General features: G+C 42.8%; 14 protein-coding genes. 13 read left to right on the plus strand and 1 reads right to left on the minus strand.

Features of this window, described 5'->3' with window-relative positions; genetic code table 11:
• Nucleotides 1–3 precede the first annotated feature (3 nt).
• From MHH63_RS00800 to MHH63_RS00820, 5 genes are all read left to right on the plus strand, one after another.
• Nucleotides 4–6,822 (plus strand): S-layer homology domain-containing protein, encoded by a 6,819-nt coding sequence (locus MHH63_RS00800; protein WP_341171124.1) that lies wholly within the window; start codon nucleotides 4–6, stop codon nucleotides 6,820–6,822.
• Nucleotides 6,823–7,052: 230 nt separating this feature from the next.
• A complete protein-coding gene (locus MHH63_RS00805) occupies nucleotides 7,053–8,084 on the plus strand; it encodes a cation diffusion facilitator family transporter (protein ID WP_081390592.1) in 1,032 nt (343 codons plus the stop codon).
• Between the two features lie 74 nt (nucleotides 8,085–8,158).
• Nucleotides 8,159–8,479, plus strand: a complete 321-nt coding sequence (locus tag MHH63_RS00810; protein ID WP_076128794.1) for a metal-sensitive transcriptional regulator — start codon at nucleotides 8,159–8,161, stop codon at nucleotides 8,477–8,479.
• A 105-nt stretch (nucleotides 8,480–8,584) separates the two neighbouring features.
• Nucleotides 8,585–8,914, plus strand: coding sequence for a four-helix bundle copper-binding protein (locus tag MHH63_RS00815; RefSeq protein WP_076193614.1), 330 nt, complete (start codon nucleotides 8,585–8,587; stop codon nucleotides 8,912–8,914).
• A 221-nt stretch (nucleotides 8,915–9,135) separates the two neighbouring features.
• Nucleotides 9,136–10,134: a globin-coupled sensor protein gene (locus MHH63_RS00820; RefSeq protein ID WP_076128790.1), complete on the plus strand. Its 999-nt coding sequence runs from the start codon at nucleotides 9,136–9,138 to the stop codon at nucleotides 10,132–10,134.
• A gap of 78 nt (nucleotides 10,135–10,212) precedes the next feature.
• Here the strand turns inward: MHH63_RS00820 and MHH63_RS00825 are convergent, their stop codons facing one another.
• Nucleotides 10,213–10,383 (minus strand): hypothetical protein, encoded by a 171-nt coding sequence (locus MHH63_RS00825; RefSeq protein WP_155288200.1) that lies wholly within the window; start codon nucleotides 10,381–10,383, stop codon nucleotides 10,213–10,215.
• Between the two features lie 137 nt (nucleotides 10,384–10,520).
• Between MHH63_RS00825 and MHH63_RS00830 the strand changes: the two genes are divergently transcribed.
• From MHH63_RS00830 to MHH63_RS00865, 8 genes are all read left to right on the plus strand, one after another.
• The gene (locus tag MHH63_RS00830; RefSeq protein WP_036681391.1) at nucleotides 10,521–10,844 is read left to right on the plus strand and encodes a PadR family transcriptional regulator; all 324 of its coding nucleotides are present in this window, start codon (nucleotides 10,521–10,523) and stop codon (nucleotides 10,842–10,844) included.
• Between the two features lie 16 nt (nucleotides 10,845–10,860).
• The gene (locus MHH63_RS00835; RefSeq protein WP_076185471.1) at nucleotides 10,861–11,397 is read left to right on the plus strand and encodes a DUF2812 domain-containing protein; all 537 of its coding nucleotides are present in this window, start codon (nucleotides 10,861–10,863) and stop codon (nucleotides 11,395–11,397) included.
• A 238-nt stretch (nucleotides 11,398–11,635) separates the two neighbouring features.
• Nucleotides 11,636–12,868 carry a glycosyl hydrolase family 8 gene (locus MHH63_RS00840; RefSeq protein WP_256717231.1) on the plus strand — a complete coding sequence of 411 codons (1,233 nt, stop codon included), beginning with the start codon at nucleotides 11,636–11,638 and terminating at the stop codon, nucleotides 12,866–12,868.
• Nucleotides 12,869–13,558: 690 nt separating this feature from the next.
• Nucleotides 13,559–14,368 (plus strand): CPBP family intramembrane glutamic endopeptidase, encoded by an 810-nt coding sequence (locus tag MHH63_RS00845; RefSeq protein WP_341171125.1) that lies wholly within the window; start codon nucleotides 13,559–13,561, stop codon nucleotides 14,366–14,368.
• A gap of 137 nt (nucleotides 14,369–14,505) precedes the next feature.
• The gene (locus MHH63_RS00850) at nucleotides 14,506–16,887 is read left to right on the plus strand and encodes an ATP-binding protein (protein WP_341171126.1); all 2,382 of its coding nucleotides are present in this window, start codon (nucleotides 14,506–14,508) and stop codon (nucleotides 16,885–16,887) included.
• On the plus strand, nucleotides 16,865–17,521 hold the full coding sequence (locus MHH63_RS00855; protein WP_341171127.1) for a response regulator transcription factor: 657 nt from the start codon (nucleotides 16,865–16,867) through the stop codon (nucleotides 17,519–17,521). Before MHH63_RS00850 ends, MHH63_RS00855 begins: the two co-directional genes overlap by 23 nt.
• Nucleotides 17,522–17,689: 168 nt before the next feature.
• Nucleotides 17,690–18,208 carry a DinB family protein gene (locus MHH63_RS00860; RefSeq protein ID WP_076128815.1) on the plus strand — a complete coding sequence of 173 codons (519 nt, stop codon included), beginning with the start codon at nucleotides 17,690–17,692 and terminating at the stop codon, nucleotides 18,206–18,208.
• 18 nt (nucleotides 18,209–18,226) lie between these two features.
• Nucleotides 18,227–18,370, plus strand: coding sequence for a hypothetical protein (locus MHH63_RS00865; protein WP_175620025.1), 144 nt, complete (start codon nucleotides 18,227–18,229; stop codon nucleotides 18,368–18,370).
• Nucleotides 18,371–18,554 lie beyond the last annotated feature (184 nt).

The following is an 18,554-nucleotide window of genomic DNA, read 5'->3' on the forward strand; positions in this document are numbered from 1 at the left end:
ATTGTGATTAAGCGGAGTGGCAATCTTTTATTAGCAATAAGTTTAGTATTCTCTATCGTCAGTTCTCTGTTTATGCCTGCAGTAATTTATGCAGCACCCAGCAATAGCAATAGCAATATCATAGATCAAAGCTCCACATCAGCTGGAAATTTGAGCAGTGTTGCTTTTGGTAACAATGTTTTTGTAGCGGTGGGCCAAGGAGGGATATCTACATCATCAAATGGCGTAGATTGGTCTATCTCAAAAAAGGCGGGGAACCCCAAACTAACTTCTATTGTGTTCGCTAATGGGCTGTTCTTAGCTATTGATGGTAGCGAAAAGGCAGTTTACAATTCACTCGATGGTGAAAATTGGACAAAAAAAACGTTAGCTATCACACCGGAAAGGTTGAAAGCGGTCAATGAAAAGTTCTTTGTATGGCAGTCAGTATATAAACCTGGCACCAATCCACCTTCTTATGATGTAACTCTACTACAATCCTCGGATGGCATTAACTGGACAGACACAGGAATCACTTCTACCAATGCAATATTCGGAATGCAAAGCTTAACGGATATTGCTTATGGCAACAACAAATATGTCGTCTCTGCTAACAATGCTGTCTATTATACCTCAACGAATCTGATCAATTGGACAACGGTCACCTTAACCGATCTTGTGATCAACCACTATAACTCTAGTTGGCCTTATGTTACGAATGTAATCTATTTAAATAATCGTTTCTTTAGTTATATCGTGACTCCGTATGCTAAAAAAGTATTCACCTCTACAGACGGTGCTAATTGGACCGTTGATGCCTCATGGGATAACAAGCAATTTTATGGGGGAGGTTCTTTAAATGGGAGCTATTTGTTGTTTGGGCAGGGTGTAATTTATAAATCTTCTGCGGCTCCGCTGGACAGCACCCAGTGGACATCTTCGGATACCCATACAACAATGATGATGAACAATATGGTTTACGGAATTGGAAAATATGTTGCTTCAGGGGGCAACGGCTTACTGGTTTCTTCTGACCTATCGGCGTGGAGTAATGTCAGCGGTAATCTGAAAAGTATTGCTAAGGATGGTAATGGCAATTATGTTGCCGTCTCATCCGGGGAATATGGCTCTATTTACAAATCTAATAGCTCCGCAGTATGGAACGATGTCACACCCTCCAAGCTGCCGGGAATGAATGCGGTCACTTATGGAGCAGGGAAGTTTATTGCGGTTACAGATAAAGAAAACTACAATCTTAACGCCAAAGTGGTGACCTCGACCAACGGTGATACTTGGACTATGACAGATACCGGAGTGCAGGACAATCTGACTGGCGTTGCTTTTGGCACAAATCAGTACGTTGCTGTTTCCGATTATGGCGGAATTTATTCTTCAGTTAACGGAACCTCATGGACAGAGAGATTTAAAAATGGGGATTTTGCATTTAATACAGTAGCTTACTTGAATAATCAATTTGTAGCTCTTGGGATGAAATACAATAGTACTACTTATGAGCAAGAGAGCGTTGTTATCGCAAAATCATCAGATGGAATACAGTGGAATGTGCCCTTAGAGATTGGGTTCCCCAATACTTCTTTAAAGGGAATTGCCTATGATGGTAGAGCTTATATTCTGGTTGGAGAAGATACACTTAGCCAGCAGGCAGTAATTCTAACCACAGAAGATTTGGTAACTTTTACGAAGGTTACAATATCAGCTAGCGCACTAAATAATATCAGCTTTGGTAATGGGAGTTTTCTGGCTGTTGGATTGAAGGGGGAGTTATTCTCTTCGGCAGACGGATCCACGTGGACTCAGGAAACATCTGATCTTACCTCTAATCTTAATGGCATTATTTACGATGGTACTAACTTTAAGGTCGTGGGGGATTATTTCACTAAAATGACCCTGAACCTAGGACCTACTCTTGCATATAGCATCACCGCTTCAGCGGCGACGTTGACACCTGTCGTAGGTGTAGATAATGGCATTACGCTGACTGTGAAGAACTCGCTGGGCGATACGGATGCAACGTTCACCGGAACGAAAGAAGTGACGGTAGCGGGTTATGATGTTGCGCCGGACGGAACGTACGGAAGCTTAGGAAGTACCGCTTTAGCGGCTTCAGCGAGCAAGATCAACGTTGATTTCGTTGCGGGTGTAGTACAGGTGAACCTGAAGCTGAACAAAGCTGGCGCGCAAGCGGTTGTGTTCAGCCAAGCAGGCATAGCCACGCCAGCGGCAACGGCGCTGAACATTGCACCTGTCGCAGGTAGCACAGCGACAATGAAGCTGACTACGGGCGTAAGTGCGCCGCAGGCTAACGGCGGCAGCTTCGCGCAGCAACCAGTAATTACTTTGCTGGATCAGTTTGGGAATGTAAACCTTGGCGACAACAGTACGGTTGTTACTGTGTCGAAGAAGGACACTGGAAGCTGGACGTTGACGGGGAATACGACGTTGACGGCAGTAGCGGGCTTTATTTCCTTTACGGATCTGGGAGCAACGAATGCCACTGGAATCACCGGAGCGCAACTGGCATTTGATGCGACAGGTCTTCCACAGATCACTAGCGCTACCGTGAATCTTCCACAGCCACAGGGAGCACAAAGCATCACCGCCTCAGCGGCGACGTTGACACCTGTCGTAGGTGTAGATAATGGGATTACGCTGACCGTGAAAAATTCGCTGGGCGATACGGATACAACGTTCACCGGATCAAAAGAAGTGACGGTAACGGGTTATGGTGTTGCGCCGGACGGAACGTACGGAAGCTTAGGAAGTACCGCTTTAGCGGCTTCAGCGAGCAAGATCAACGTTGATTTCGTTGCGGGTGTAGCTCAGGTGAACCTGAAGCTGAACAAAGCTGGCGCGCAAGCGGTTGTGTTCAGCCAAGCAGGCGTAGCCACGCCAGCAGCAACAGCGCTGAACATTACACCTGTCGCAGGCAGCACAGCGACAATGAAGCTGACCACGGGCGTAAGTGCCCCGCAAGCCAATGGCGGCAGCTTCGCGCAGCAGCCAGTAATTGCTTTACTGGATCAGTTTGGGAATGTAAACCTTGGCGACAACAGTACGATTGTTACTGTTTCGAAGAAGGATGCAGGAAGCTGGATGTTGACGGGGAATACGACGTTGACGGCAGTAGCGGGTGTCATTTCCTTTACGGATCTGGGAGCTACGAATGCAGCTGGAATCACCGGAGCCCAACTGGCATTTGATGCGACAGGACTTCCACAGATCACTAGTGTAGCGTTGAATCTTCCAGAGCCACAGGGAGCCCAAATCATCACCGCCTCAGCGGCGACGTTGACACCTGTCGTAGGTGTAGATAATGGCATTACGCTGACCGTGAAAAATTCGCTGGGCGATACGGATGCAACGTTCACCGGAACGAAAGAAGTGACGGTAGCGGGTTATGATGTTGCGCCGGACGGAACGTACGGAAGCTTAGGAATCAACGCTTTGGTAGCTTCACCGAGCAAGATCAACGTTGATTTCGTTGCGGGTGTAGCTCAGGTGAACCTGAAGCTGAACAAAGCTGGCGCGCAAGCGGTTGTGTTCAGCCAAGCAGGCGTAGCCACGCCAGCAGCAACAGCGCTGAACATTACACCTGTCGCAGGCAGCACAGCGACAATGAAGCTGACCACAGGCGTAAGTGCTCCGCAAGCTAATGGCGGCAGCTTCGCGCAGCAACCAGTAATTACTTTGCTGGATCAGTTTGGGAATGTAAACATTGGCGACAACAGTACGGTTGTTACTGTGTCGAAGAAGGACACAGGAAGCTGGACGTTGACGGGGAATACGACGTTGACGGCAGTAGCAGGTGTCATTTCCTTTACGGATCTAGGAGCTACGAATGCCACTGGAATCACCGGAGCCCAACTGGCATTTGATGCGACAGGACTTCCACAGATCACTAGTGTAGCGTTGAATCTTCCAGAGCCACAGGGAGCGCAAAGCATCACTGCCTCAGCGGCGACGTTGACACCTGTCGTAGGTGTAGATAATGGCATTACGCTGACTGTGAAAAATTCGCTGGGCGATACGGATGCAACGTTCACCGGAACGAAAGAAGTGACGGTAGCGGGTTATGATGTTGCGCCGGACGGAACGTACGGAAGCTTAGGAAGTACCGCTTTGGCAGCTTCACCGAGCAAGATCAACGTTGATTTCGTTGAGGGTGTAGCACAGGTGAACCTGAAGCTGAACAAAGCTGGCGCGCAAGCGGTTGTGTTCAGCCAAGCAGGCATAGCCACGCCAGCGGCAACGGCGCTGAACGTTACACCTGTCGCAGGTAGCACAGCGATAATGAAGCTGACCACGGGCGTAAGTGCCCCGCAAGCCAATGGCGGTAGCTTCGCGCAGCAGCCAGTAATTACTTTGCTGGATCAGTTTGGGAATGTAAACCTTGGCGACAACAGTACGGTTGTTACTGTGTCGAAGAAGGACACTGGAAGCTGGACGTTGACGGGGAATACGATGTTGATGGCAGTAGCGGGTGTCATTTCCTTTACGGATCTGGGAGCTACGAATGCAGCTGGAATCACCGGAGCGCAACTGGTATTTGATGCGACAGGTCTTACAGAGATCACTAGTGCAGTTATTGACCTTACCTGGCCTGAACTTGCTGCGCCAAGTATTGAGTCTGTAACAGCAGGAAACGGACATATTCGTATTACTTGGAGTCCCGTATATGGTACCGATAGTTACGCTGTATATCAGTCTACAGCTTCAGGTGTTTATGGAGCTGAGGTAGCTACTATAAGTGGCTCTGAGAACAGTTACGATGCTGTAGGATTAATTAATGGAACTGCTTATTATTTTATTGTTAAAGCTGTTAATCCTGATGGTATCAGTGCGGCTTCCAATGAAGTAACTAGAACGCCTCAGGTTCCAGCGCCGGGCGCGCCAATACTTCATTCACCTGTGGCAAGTAATGGCCTCATCGGCTTAACATGGGATCCGGTGAAGGGTGCGATTGGATACACTATATATCAAGGTATCACTTCTGGAATCTATGAGACCCAAGTGGCTACAGTAAGCGAATCTGTCTACAACTATGATGTGACAGGGTTAACTAATGGCCAATCTTATTATTTCGTAGTTAAGGCATCTAATCCGGGCGGGGAGAGTGCAGCTTCTAACGAAGTCAGCACGAAACCAAGAACATCACCATCTGCACCTACGGACTTAATAGCGGTAGCGGGAGATGGCGAGGTGACTGTGACATTTGCAGTTCCTGATTCGAACGGGGGAACTCCAATTACGAATTATGAGGTAACTGCTTCTCCGGGTAATATCGTAACGGTTGGGGCAACAAGTCCAATAAAGGTAACTGGTCTAGCGAATGGAACCACTTATTCGTTTACAGTTAAAGCGATTAATAGCGCTGGTAGTAGTGTAGCTTCTGAAGTTTCGAACTCCGTGACACCGAAGTCATCAACGGAGGTTGAGGTTACACCTACACCGCCAACACCAACGCCAACGCCAACAGAATCACCGACATCAACACCGACTGCACCACCTTCAACAACTGCACCAACTGCAACAGCAGGATCCACTGCTACAGCTACAGCTACACCATCTAGCAGCATGGTTGAGGTATTGGTGAACGGTAAGGTTGAAAATGCCGGAACAGCAACGATATCTGAGTATAACGGGCAGACGGTTACCACGATTGTTGTAGATCAGGCAAAAATAGAGCAACGTATCGAAAAGGAAGACCAGAATGCAATTATAACTATCCCTGTGACTGCGACTTCAGATGTGATTATTGGCGAGCTTAATGGCCAAATCATCAAAGATATGGAGCAGAAGCAGGCGCTGCTAATCATTCGTACTCCAAAAGGTACTTATACAATATCAGCAGCACAGATTGATATCAGTGCAATTTCAAAACAGTTTGGCACAGACATTGCTCTACAAGATGTGAAGGTGCAAATTTCAATTTCTGTTCCGACTGCGGATGCACTGAAAAGAATAGAAATGTTGGCAGCCAATGAAAAGCTAACGTTGGTAGCTCAGCCATTAGATTTCACGGTGAAGGTTACTTACGCTGGGAAAACTGTTGAACTCACTAAGTTTAATACCTATGTGGAAAGAACTATTCCTCTAGCAGATGGTGTAGACCTTAAGAAGATCACGACTGGGCTAGTGCTTGAAGCGGGGGGGACGTTCCGCCATGTACCCACACAGATTGTTGCCATTGATGGCAAACACTTTGCGAAAATACACAGTTTAACGAACAGTACGTATTTTGTAGTTCAAGATCCACAGAACTTCAAGGATGTCGCCACCCACTGGGCTAAGGACATTGTCAATGAGATGGCTTCCCGTAAGGTTATTAATGGAGTCGGCGACGATTTGTTTAACCCTAATCTGGAGATTACACGTGCAGAATTTGCGGCGATTATCGTACGTGGATTGGGATTGAAGTTGGAAAGCGGGACAACATCCTTTACGGATGTAAAGGTCTCAGATTGGTATAATGATGCTGTGCAGACAGCTTACTCCTATAAGCTAATCAACGGTTTTGAAGATGGAACGTTCCATCCAACAGACAAGATTACTCGGGAACAGGCGATGAGTATTATTGCTAAAGCTATGGTGATTACCGATTTGAAGACAAATCTTCCGGCCAAAGAAGCAAGCGAGCTGCTGAGCATTTACACGGATGCGAATGAAGCATCAGACTGGGCGAAGAGTGGCATCGCAGACAGCCTGCAAGCAGGAATCATCACGGGCAGAAGCGGAAATGTACTTGCCCCACAAGCCTTCATTACGAGAGCAGAAGTTGCGGCTATCATCCAAAGATTGCTGCAACAATCAGATTTGATTTAATACACGGTTCTGATTCGAGAGGATCCTTCATGCAGGAAGAGCTGCGGAGGGTCCTCTTTATTTTATTAGGTCAGAGACAATCATTTGTTGCTTTTTTATTGACAAGAAGAAAAATCCAGTTAATAATAACATATGAACACATGCTCATATGTTATTATTAACTGGAGCTTTTGAATGTAACTGCGCAGGGCTACGAATACTATCTAGCTGAAGGTAATAGGAGGTTAAGCATGATGAACAAGAAGAACAAACGCAATCATCAGGTCGAGAATGTACACGGGCAACAGTCCAATCACGATCACAGTAACCACGACCACGCTCATGAAGGACACAGTCACGCTCATGAAGGACACAGTCACTCCCATGGCTCTCACGGGCATCAACATTTTGATCCTAGTGGAAATAAAAAAGGGCTTTTGATTGCGTTGATCATTACGGTTGGAATTATGTTTTTGGAGTTTTTTGGTGGGTTGATTACTAACAGCTTAGCCCTGTTATCGGACAGTGGGCATATGCTAAACGATGCAAGCTCTCTAGCATTAAGCCTAGTAGCGGTCTGGTTTGCAACTAAACCTGCTTCTCCGAACAAAACGTATGGTTTTCATCGATTTGAAATTTTGGCGGCACTCTTAAACGGAGTTACTTTATTTGTAGTTGCTGGATTTATCATTGTAGAAGCTTATGGGCGGTTTTTTGAGCCGCCGACAGTTGCCAGCGGATCTATGATGCTGATCGCAAGTATTGGTCTTTTAGCCAATGTGGCTAGTGCATGGTCGCTTATGAGAAAAGGGGATGTGAAAAATAACATTAATCTCCGTAGTGCTTATCTCCATGTGCTTGGTGATGCTTTAGGTTCAGTAGGGGCAATTATTGCCGGTTTAATCATGATGATTTTTGGCTGGTATGTTGCTGATCCAATCATAAGCGTACTGGTTGCTCTATTGATTCTTAGAGGGGCATGGGGAATTATCAAACATACCGTTCACGTCCTTATGGAAGGCACCCCGATTACAATTAATCCAGCTGAAGTAAAGGAAATCCTCGAAAGCATTGAGGGGGTTAAAAATGTCCATGACCTGCATATCTGGACCATAACTTCGGGATTAGATTCACTCAGCTGTCATATCTTAATTGAAGAGGAAGCAGATGACCAACGCATTTTGCAGCAAGCGATTCGGTTAATTGCCGATCATTTCAAAATTCAACATACAACCATTCAGGTTGAAACTTCAGCTATAGTTCATGAAGAATTGAAAATCTAATCAATGATTTATTTTTTGAATAGAATAGGGGGGCTATAGTATAATAAAAATACGAGGAAAGGGGTGATCGGTGCATGGATAATCTGACTCACGAGCATGAATCATGCAGTACGGATGAGCGGAAAAGTCATCACTCAGATAAAACTAAAAAGAATTTGATTAGCCGGCTCAATAGAATTGAAGGTCAAGTTAGAGGGCTAAAAGGGTTAATTGAAAAAGACACCTATTGTGATGATGTGCTGCATCAAATCTCCTCGGTCCAATCTGCATTGAACGGCGTGGGCAAGCTTTTGCTGGAGCATCATATGAAAAGTTGTGTAGTGGAACGTATCCAGGAAGGTGAGAACGAGGTACTGGATGAACTATTAGTTACCATCAATAAATTAATTAGATAATTGATCAATCGGAAGGATTCCCCGGAATCCTTTTTTATTTGCTCAAATTGGGTATATATAGAGTAGGGGACTATCCTAATTAATGAATTGAGAGGAGAATGTGTTATGGCACATCAAAACTACAAAGAGTGTATCGATGAGTGTTTAAAATGTATGATAGCTTGCAATCACTGTTACTCAGCTTGTTTGGATGAGGATCATGTGGGGATGATGAAGGAGTGCATTCGCCTGGATCGTGAATGTGCAGATATATGCGAGTTTGCAGCTCATGCCATGTCGATGAACAGTAAATATGCAAAAGAGATTTGTTTAGCTTGTGCAGAAGCTTGTGAAGCCTGCGGCAACGAATGCCAAAAGCATGATCATGAACATTGCCAGCAATGTGCAGAAGCTTGCTTAGCTTGTGCAAAAGTTTGCCGTGAAATGGCGGCGTAATTTAAAGCTTGAAACTGAAAGGGCTGCTGCGGCAGCCCTTTATTCATGAATAGGAAGCCAAATCTAAGGGCAACTAGTGAGGTTTTGTAAAATTATTAAGCAATATAGGTAAATATAGTGTTAAAATTTATTGAAATAATACCTTTATAATCAAGAGATATAGATGCCATAGGGGATGGCTGAGAAAAATAAACAGTTATGAGAGGGATGTTAACGACGGTATGATCAATCTTAGTCCAGAACGACTCCAGCAAGTTAGCTATATAGGGATTACTGAGGCTGATTTAGAATTATTAAAAAGCAAGGAGAAAGAATTCAACTTAATCGTTAGCTCATTGGTTGAGGAGCTGTATAAACAGATGACGATGGAGCCAGAGCTGCTCCACATCATTGAGCAGCACAGTACACTGGATCGATTGAAAGAAACACAGCAGTGGTATTTTTTATCTATGGCCGCTGGTGTGATCGATGAAGCATTTATTGAAAGACGTTTGCTTATCGGGAAAATCCATTCCCGTATTGGATTAACAACGAATTGGTATTTGGGGACGTACATATTATATCTGGATTTGGCTACTGCTTATTTTGAACGGATATTACCAAACGAATGGAAGCCTGTTATCCATGCCTTAACCAAGATGTTTAATCTCGATTCACAGCTCGTTCTTGAAGCCTATGAAGTGGATGAAAAAGCAAAAATAGAAAACTTGCTGGAGAAGCAAAATCACCTGCTTACAGGAGTGAGTTCAGCCGTTCAGGAGCTGGTATCTTTGATGGTTCAATTAAAGGATAGCAGTGAATCGATAGAAAGTTTAGCTAGTAAAAATGCTGATTATCAAGAGAAAACGCATCAAACGGTATTATATTTGGACAAAGAGGTGGAGTCTATTCATCAAGTGGGTACGATGATTAGAGAAGTGGCTGATCATACGCATCTTTTAGGCCTGAATGCGGCTATTGAAGCAGCCAGAGCTGGGGAGTTTGGAAGAGGTTTTGAAGTTGTGGCTAATGAAGTTCGTAAGCTAGCCCGTCGCTCAAAGGATTCACTGGTAACCATTGACCAGAAACTCGACAATATCAATGCCACCCTTTCCAAGGTGAAAAAAGAATCGGAACATAACTCCATGTATTCCAAGGATCAGGTCAAAAGCTCTCAAGAGCTGGCTTCCTTCGTGAACTTAATTGAAAAAGTGACTGCTGAGTTAGAGAACTTGAAATGAAGCTGCCACGGATTGAAACACTCCTTCAGAAAATTCTGAGGAGTGTTTTTTGATTGAAGAAGTTATTAGCGGTATAGCTTAAACATCAGTTTTGGAGACACCGTTTAAGCTGGGCACATAATCAGCAGCCTTATCGATGTTCACCATCTGAGCGGCTTCATTGAAATTGTTGTTATTCTCCGCATTGTTTTTCTTACTTGGTTGATGTTTTCCTGGAGCTTCTTTGGGATTGGCACTATTTTTGGGCATGACATTCACCTCCATATTCTTCACCTAGTATGAGAAGGTAGTTTGAATTTTATGCCAGCAGTTGACAAGTGTATCATTAAAAGATATAGTTCATTTAATGATATATCTTTTAATGATACATATGAGGAGGTGATTAAGTGTCAAGAACGGACTCATTGGAAATGGGAGAGCTCACAGACACTGCATTTTATATTCTCTTGTCTTTAGTCGAAGCCAAACACGGATATCTGATTATGAAATCAATCGAAACGATGACGAACAATCAATTTTCAATTGGGCCTGCTTCCATGTATACAACCATTAAGAAGCTGTTAGCGGCTGAATTTATTGAGCTGTATAAAGAAGAAGAGGACGACAAACGAAAAACGTATATTGCAACGGAAAAAGGAATTGGATTGCTAAGAAAAGAAGTAGAGCGCCGAAAAGAAATGATTAGACATGCAGAACAAATTCTCAAATAAAAGGTGGGGAATAGGCATGAAGAATACAAAATATGTGACCAGCGGGGGCTTAGCTTTTACTGAAAAAGGAGATATGCAGAAATTGAGTAAGTATGCCAAAGGGGGCTGGCTCCTGGAGAGCTTTGCACCTTTGGGTTATAAGTTAAGAAAGGGAGATCCCCAGAATCTTGAGTACAGTGTAGATTATCACACAAATGTCGATGAGGAGTATTATTTGATTTTTGAAGATGCCGGATGGACTTATGTCTGTTCTGCCGGAAATGGGTTTCATATCTTTCGGGCAGCTGCAGGTACGGCGCCTATCTACTCGGACACAGGGACCCTCATTGACAAATATGAACGTGAAAAGAAAACGATGGGCAAAGTAGCCTTGCCATTGCTTATAGCTTTGATTGCTTTTATCTTCCTAGCGATCTTGGGCGTTAATGGATGGTTACCTGAGATCGTGAGGAATATCAGCCTGGTGTTAGTAGTGGTCACACTTTGTATGTTGGTCTTTCCGGGTCTTCCATACATTGCGTATCGATTCAAATTGAATAAATTACGAGAATAGCGAATGGATTTTTATCTAAAGGATGTTTGCACAGCCATGAATGAAGTTGGTTGTGGAACCATCCTTTTTTTAGTTGAGGAGTGAGAACAAATCTAAGTCTCAGGTATATAGTACTAATGATCTATTAATGGAATTGCTTATATATTAATTCCATATTCTGTATTACAATGATAGCGAATACGAATTAGCTTGCTGTTTTCTTTCAAATTTATTACCACAATTGAAGAGGAGGCAATGAATGATGAAGAAGGATGCAAAGCTTAGGTTGAGTTGGAAAAGCCTTATTGTCGTATGCTTGGTAATTAGTATTCTTCCTGCCGGTTCCGCGTTTGCAGCAGTGAACAAACCTTTTCCGCAACATTCCACCTACACGAGTGGATCTATCAAGCCAAACAATGTAACCCAGACCAGTATGGATAATTCAGTGAAGACCAAATGGGATGCGTGGAAAACGGCCTATCTCAAACCAGCTGGCACTGGCAAATATTACGTTAAGTATAATTCAGATGGAGAAACGGTATCTGAAGCACATGGTTACGGGATGTTGTTCACAGTTTTGATGGCTGGTTATGACAGCAATGCTCAGACTTATTTTGACGGCTTATATAATTATTACAAGGCTCACCCAAGTGCAATTAACCCTTATTTGATGTCCTGGAAGCAAAACAGCAGCTTTCAAAATATTGAAGGCGAGGACTCTGCTACAGATGGAGATATGGATATAGCGTTCTCATTGCTGCTTGCGGACAAGCAGTGGGGAAGTAGTGGTACGATCAATTATTTACAAGCTGCAAAAGATATCATTAATGCGATTATGGACAATGAGATTAACCAGACACAGTGGACGATCCGTCTAGGTGACTGGGCGAATAGCGGCTCGTATAATACGGCAACTAGACCTTCTGATTTCATGCTAAATCATTTAAAAGCATTCCAACAGGCTACAGGAGATACCCGCTGGACGAATGTTATCGATAAAACGTACACGATTATAAATAGCCTTTATACGGGTTATAGCTCTAGCACTGGGCTGTTGCCTGATTTCGTAGTTTACTCTGGGGGTGTGTATAAACCTGCTGCGGCGAATTTCCTTGAGGATGCCAATGACGGGAATTACAATTACAATTCTTGTCGTACCCCATGGCGGATCGCAACAGATTATTTGATTACTGGAGACAGCAGGGCGCTTACGCAGCTCAATAAGATGAATAGCTGGATTAAGACTAAAGTAAGCAGTACACCTGGTAGTATAAAAGATGGGTATAAGCTAAACGGAACCGTATTTGGAAGTTACAATAGCGGTGCCTTCTATGCTCCATTTGGAGTCAGTGCGATGACCTCATCAACTTACCAAAGCTGGTTGAATTCTCTCTGGAGCCACACAGCAAGCAGTGCTGCAGAAGATTACTATGAAGACAGCATCAAGCTGTTTTCGATGATCGTTATGTCTGGTAACTGGTGGACCTATTAAGATAACGTATAGTTAGAAAAAGGCTGTCCCCAAAACGTTCATGCCCAAAACCATAAAAGTCAAACAGAACAGCGATTCTCCTAATATTGGAGAATCGCTGTTTTGCATTTTTGGTCAACTACTGTTTGTTTCAGTAGATTAGGGGCAAAAGTAAAGCCACCTGATCTCTAATGTTACGGTGGAGCATCCTTTATTTGATAACCAATTGAATCAAGGGGCGTACCTATTGATGCTCCAAAGGATGCAATAAGTGAAGCACTTATACAGCAATTGGGGAATTTCTCCCTAAAATTCAGAGATTTCTGTTCATCAGACTTATAATTAGGGAAAACTTCCCTTAATTTTGGCCGATTCAGTAACTAATAAAGAAATCCCCCTGATTATTAGGGAGGAATTCCCTGATTCCGTCCTTTTAGAGCCAAAATCGGCTATTTTCAGGGAGTATTTCCCTAATTAGTTTACACTTACGCTGCACATCGCACATCGCACATCGCACATCGCACATCGCACATCGCTCACCATTTCACTATTTTTAGGACAACCTTACTGAAGACTTTGCGGCATACAGATAAGTAGTACCGCAAAAGAATTGTGGTTTTAACGAACGTTGTTTTCGGTGAAACGTCCTGCCTGGTTATATACAATTGGATTAAATAGGAAGATATAGTTCCTTATATCTAAAAAGGGTAGGTGATAATATTGCTCTCAGACAAGAAACAATCTCTTCTATTTATTATTATCGTATGGGCAATGGCGTTAGGGATGTTGCTGCTTCCGGAATCGGCGCAAGGTCTGTATGGATTTACTCCTTTTTTCACAGTATGTATCATGATGTTTCTGATTGTGAGAGATGGATACAGTGCTGAGGGATGGAGAAGGTTGGGCTTCAAATTTAGGGGAGGCAAAGAATACATATTGGCTTTAGTTATTCCCTTAGGTTCACTGGGAGCTGGATATGCTGTCTATTGGATGGGATGGAACTCAAGCTTAATTTCTCCAGATTCATGGATCAAGACTGCTATATATTTGCTCGTTTACATTGTTCTTGGTTCATTATCTGCTTTGGGGGAAGAGATCGGTTGGAGGGGTTGGCTGCTCCCGCGTTTTCAATGGATGGGAAGAGTAAGTTCTAGTGTAACAATGGGCTTAATCTGGGCTATATGGCATTATCCGGCGATTCTTGGGCCGCGTGCTTATCATTCCTCTGGAAGCCGCTGGCTCGTGGTGGTGCTCTTTACCTTATCTGTTATGTTTGCGGGCATCATTATAAATGAACTGCGTCTGATCTCCGGTAGTATTTGGCCGGCAGTGCTTTTACACGGAACTAATAATGCTGTAGATAGTGTTTTGCACAATATTACTGTCAGTTCTTCACCTATGTTGGAGTATGTAGGCGGGGAGAGTGGTTGGGTTCCAGTGATTTTATATGGCTGCGCAGCTATATGGATTCTGAATCGAAACCACAGAGTGAACCAGCAAAAAGCCAGGATAGAGCTATAATTCAATGCGGATATTTAGGGGAGAAGGAATATCATGCATAAAAGTATATAATTTCCTGTGTGATTCATATAAAATGGTAGGGGAATACCAAATAAGAATAGAGATATGTATAATTTTGTTCGTTCGGGGGATTTGAAATGACAGTAAAACTCCGCCAGTTATTCATATCAGGGTTACTTTGCCTTTTTGTTTTTCTTATTATTCATTTTGTGTGGGTCATTCACTCTAACATCTTGCTTGGCGTTGGTCTGGAGCAGAATGAAGAAGGGCAATATTATATTGCTGAGGCAGACGTTTCAAGCGAAGGGTATAAACAGAATCTAAGGGAAGGGGATATCTTATTACGGGTTAATGGGAAACCGATTGATAAAGTGGATGAAGCTGTGAGATATGGAAGCTTAACTCAGGTTCAATCCGTTGACCTTCTTCGTAACTCCAAAGGGGGGACTTCACTTGCTTTGCATTATGATATTGAGAATAAATCCTCCATCTATCATACGTTTACCCAGCTTGTAGTCCCTGGAGCGACATTTGTTTTTCTGGCAGTGTTAAGCCTTCTATTATACCGCAGGAGAAGTGGGGATCGCTCAGTAGAGCTGCTGATTTTATTCTTTTTATTAGTCGGAATAACTTACTTTGCGGGATATGCCTCAAGTAGATCTGATCTTATTGGTAGAATCGCGATGGGTTGCGTGTTGCCTTTAATTCCACTGGTTTTTATTCACTTTCTCCAAATATATCTGAAACGATTTGATGTATTAGTTCTATCTACTACTGTAATCAAAATATACTATGGCCTGGTCATTTTACTAAGCCTATTTTCCACCTCCAGTCTAATGGTTTACTCCTGGGATAGATCCTTGTATTCCTTTGTAAGGTTAATTATTATTGGGTTCTTTGTTTTCGGGATTTTTTACAGCATATTTAAGCTGCTATATTTATACATTACTTATCGAAGCACAGCGCTTAAATCGATGTTTAAAATTATGCTTACCGGACAAATCCTTGCATTTACACCGTTTGTTCTCTTCTCAGCTGCACCCATTGCTGTTGGGGTCAACCTGATTCCTTACGAAATTACTACGATCTTTTTGTTTTTGATGCCAGTTACTTATTTTTATCTGCTGACGGCTAGGCAACTATTTGATATTGATTTCGCTTTTAATCGGTTTAAATATTATTTATTAATTGCTTTTTTTCCCGCACTAATGATTGTAGCCGTACTTGCGATCATTCAGAGCAGGCAAGAGTATGATTGGATCAAATGGATTCAGATGTTTTTGGTTGTATATTTATCTATTACAATCTTTTTATTCTTTAAGGAGAAAATAGATTATTATTTCCGGCCTAAACTGTTCCGTGAGCTTTATCATTATCAAGGTAGTCTGGAGCGATTCTCGAAGCAAATCTCCAAGGTTATGAAGCGGGCTGATTTGGAGGCTGCAATTCACAAGGAAATCAATGAGATTTTACCGGTTAGTCGGTCTGCTTTTTTTGAGAGAGATGAGGATATGAGTAACCTCGAACAAATAGTCGACAATTCGGGCCAAGAGATCAACATAGAATTTGTATCGAAATCTCCAGTTTTTAAGGTAGGAGAAGTAGTTCAACTCAAACAGGGGATCTTACTCGTAATCGGACGTCACCAAAAAAAATTTCATCTCCTCTGGATTGATCATAAGAAGAACCATACAAAGCTTAATTCGGATGAGCTTAACTGGTTAAATACCCTCGCAAATTATGCGAGTATTGTCTATGAGAATTTATATCTTATTGAAGGCTTGATTGAAGACCTTGAAGCAGAGATGAAAAAAGAGCTACATGCAGCACCATGGGTTCTACGCCTGATCTTTAACTTATCAGAGAAAGAACGCAGAAAGCTGGCGGCGGATTTACATGATTCTGCTCTTCAGGATCAGCTTATTTGGCTTCGCAAGCTGGAAACACTGATCTCCGATCATGATATTGAGGCGGATATTTTGCCAGAGCTGCTTCAGATTAAAGAGGGACTTCTGGATGTGATATATCAGATTAGGGAGACCTGCAATGAACTGCGTCCACCGCTGCTAAGAGAGACCGGAATTGTGAAGGCACTGGAACTATTGTTTGAGTATGCCCAGCTGCAGTCCAACTACATTATCACTTTTACATCCAGTCCGATTGGTGAGCTAAGTGATGACCTGGTGATTGCGTTGTATCGAATAGTACAGGAGCTCCTGCGGAATGCCGGGAAACATGCCAAGGCGAATCAGATTGAAATTGAGCTGGACCAGCAAGAGCATCTCTATTTTCGATATAAGGATGATGGGATTGGCATGAATATAGTTGATATCAGGGAATCTTTTCAGCATATGGGCCTGTCCGGCATCAAAGAACGTGTTGCGAGCTTAGAGGGGCAATGCACTTTTAACTCGGAGAAAGGGAAGGGACTGGAGGTTATTATTTATTTACCGACAATGGCTTTTGTAGAAGAAAAGCACAGAGGAGGCGATGACGATGATACGTATCTTGTTGGTTGATGATCATCCTTCTGTCGGAGAAGGAACCAAAACTATGATTGAGCAGGACGCGGATATGGAGGTTACTTTTGTTTTGTCAGCGATGGAAGCTTTGGATAGGCTGGAGCAACAAGAATTTGATGTGATCTTATGCGACCTCAACATGCCTACGATCAGCGGACTTGAATTCGCCAAAAGAGCCGTTCAACGTGATCCTGAATCTAAAGTGGTGATTTATACCGGATATGAGATCAGTGCTCATTATAATCTTTTGATGGAGTCAGGGGTCATAGGATTTATCTCTAAAACAGCTTCCCGAGAACAGTTGTTAAATACCATTCGTTGTGCACTAAGGAATGAGGCGGTCATTCCGGTGTCTTTACTTAAACAGCTACGAAGAAATGATATCAAGATTTCTAATCACCGGGATAATCGGCTGTTTGAAGAAGTGTCCATTAATCAAAGAGAACAGGAAATACTCCAAGAAGTAGCTAGTGGAAAAAGCAATAAAGACATAGCCAGCAAGCTTTTAATGTCACAAAGGACTGTAGAGTATAACCTGACGAGAATCTTTGAGAAGCTTAGTGTACATTCCAGATCCGAAGCTATAGTGGAAGGGAAGCGACTAGGTCTTGTTAGGATGGAGACTTTCTAAGTTGAAGCCCATACAACCCAATACATAGTTTTGTTAGTTTTATTCATGGTGTTAAGCACCTCACTTTTGCATCTTGATCGTCATTACCTGTAATTCATAATTCTGAACCATTCAGGTATTTAGAGTATTATTCTGAAGAAATTAAGGAGGAACATCCATATGATTGACATGAACCAAATATTTTTGATTACAGATATCCCAGGTTACTCCCCGCAAATCAGCCGACTTTTATCCATGATGAACTATGCAAGATATACAACATTAGAAGCCGTTAAGGGTCTAACTGTGGAACAACTGGATTATTTATTGGATGCTCAGAGTAACTCTATTGGAGCGTTATTATTGCACTACGCTGCTGTAGAATATGCATATCAAGTGGCAACGTTTGAGCAAAGAGATTTGTCTGAAGAAGAGCTAACGAGATGGGGGCCAGCATTAAATTTAGGAGACGAAGGACGAGCCAATATTAAGGGGAATGACCTGAGCTATTATTTAGATCGCCTAAATGAAGTTAGACAAAAGACTTATGAATTATTCGCAACCGTCGATGATAATTGGTTATATACTGAAGAGGAATTCTGGCATAACAAACCTGCGAACTACTATTTTATGTGGTTTCACGTTTTTGAGGATGAAATCAATCATAGAGGCCAGATTAGGCTGATCCGAAAAAGAGCACTAGCTTAAGAAAGGAGGCGCGCGCGAATGGAGTACATAGAGAAAAATATAAAGCCTTTATTTAAGAAATATCCGCTGCTCTCGAAATTTATATTAACAGTGGTGATTATAGACATCGTTTATTACGCCGGAAAACAAGTTGGAGGATTAGCTTATCACCTCATGCACTAATTTCTTTTGAAAATAAGTCGAATAGAAAAGGCGAGTTCCACTCATTTTGAGTGTGAATTCGCCTTTTTATATTGCTTAACCTAAATATTTGCTGTAGCTCTGACTCTTCCATGTGGCTATCCAGTTCATTATCAGTTCACACAAATTTGTTAGGATATGAAACATCAAAAGAGATATAGAGCAT

Source organism: Paenibacillus sp. FSL H3-0310 (assembly GCF_038002785.1).
In the GTDB taxonomy this organism is placed as follows: Bacteria; Bacillota; Bacilli; order Paenibacillales; family Paenibacillaceae; genus Paenibacillus_AQ; species Paenibacillus_AQ odorifer.

Coding starts and splice junctions, on each gene's coding strand:
- MHH63_RS00805 (WP_081390592.1), top strand. CDS start 7,053: ATGATGAACAAGAAGAACAAACGCAATCATCAGGTCGAGAATGTACAC.
- MHH63_RS00810 (WP_076128794.1), top strand. CDS start 8,159: ATGGATAATCTGACTCACGAGCATGAATCATGCAGTACGGATGAGCGG.
- MHH63_RS00815 (WP_076193614.1), top strand. CDS start 8,585: ATGGCACATCAAAACTACAAAGAGTGTATCGATGAGTGTTTAAAATGT.
- MHH63_RS00820 (WP_076128790.1), top strand. CDS start 9,136: ATGATCAATCTTAGTCCAGAACGACTCCAGCAAGTTAGCTATATAGGG.
- MHH63_RS00825 (WP_155288200.1), bottom strand. CDS start 10,383: ATGCCCAAAAATAGTGCCAATCCCAAAGAAGCTCCAGGAAAACATCAA.
- MHH63_RS00835 (WP_076185471.1), top strand. CDS start 10,861: ATGAAGAATACAAAATATGTGACCAGCGGGGGCTTAGCTTTTACTGAA.
- MHH63_RS00840 (WP_256717231.1), top strand. CDS start 11,636: ATGATGAAGAAGGATGCAAAGCTTAGGTTGAGTTGGAAAAGCCTTATT.
- MHH63_RS00850 (WP_341171126.1), top strand. CDS start 14,506: ATGACAGTAAAACTCCGCCAGTTATTCATATCAGGGTTACTTTGCCTT.
- MHH63_RS00855 (WP_341171127.1), top strand. CDS start 16,865: ATGATACGTATCTTGTTGGTTGATGATCATCCTTCTGTCGGAGAAGGA.
- MHH63_RS00860 (WP_076128815.1), top strand. CDS start 17,690: ATGAACCAAATATTTTTGATTACAGATATCCCAGGTTACTCCCCGCAA.
- MHH63_RS00865 (WP_175620025.1), top strand. CDS start 18,227: ATGGAGTACATAGAGAAAAATATAAAGCCTTTATTTAAGAAATATCCG.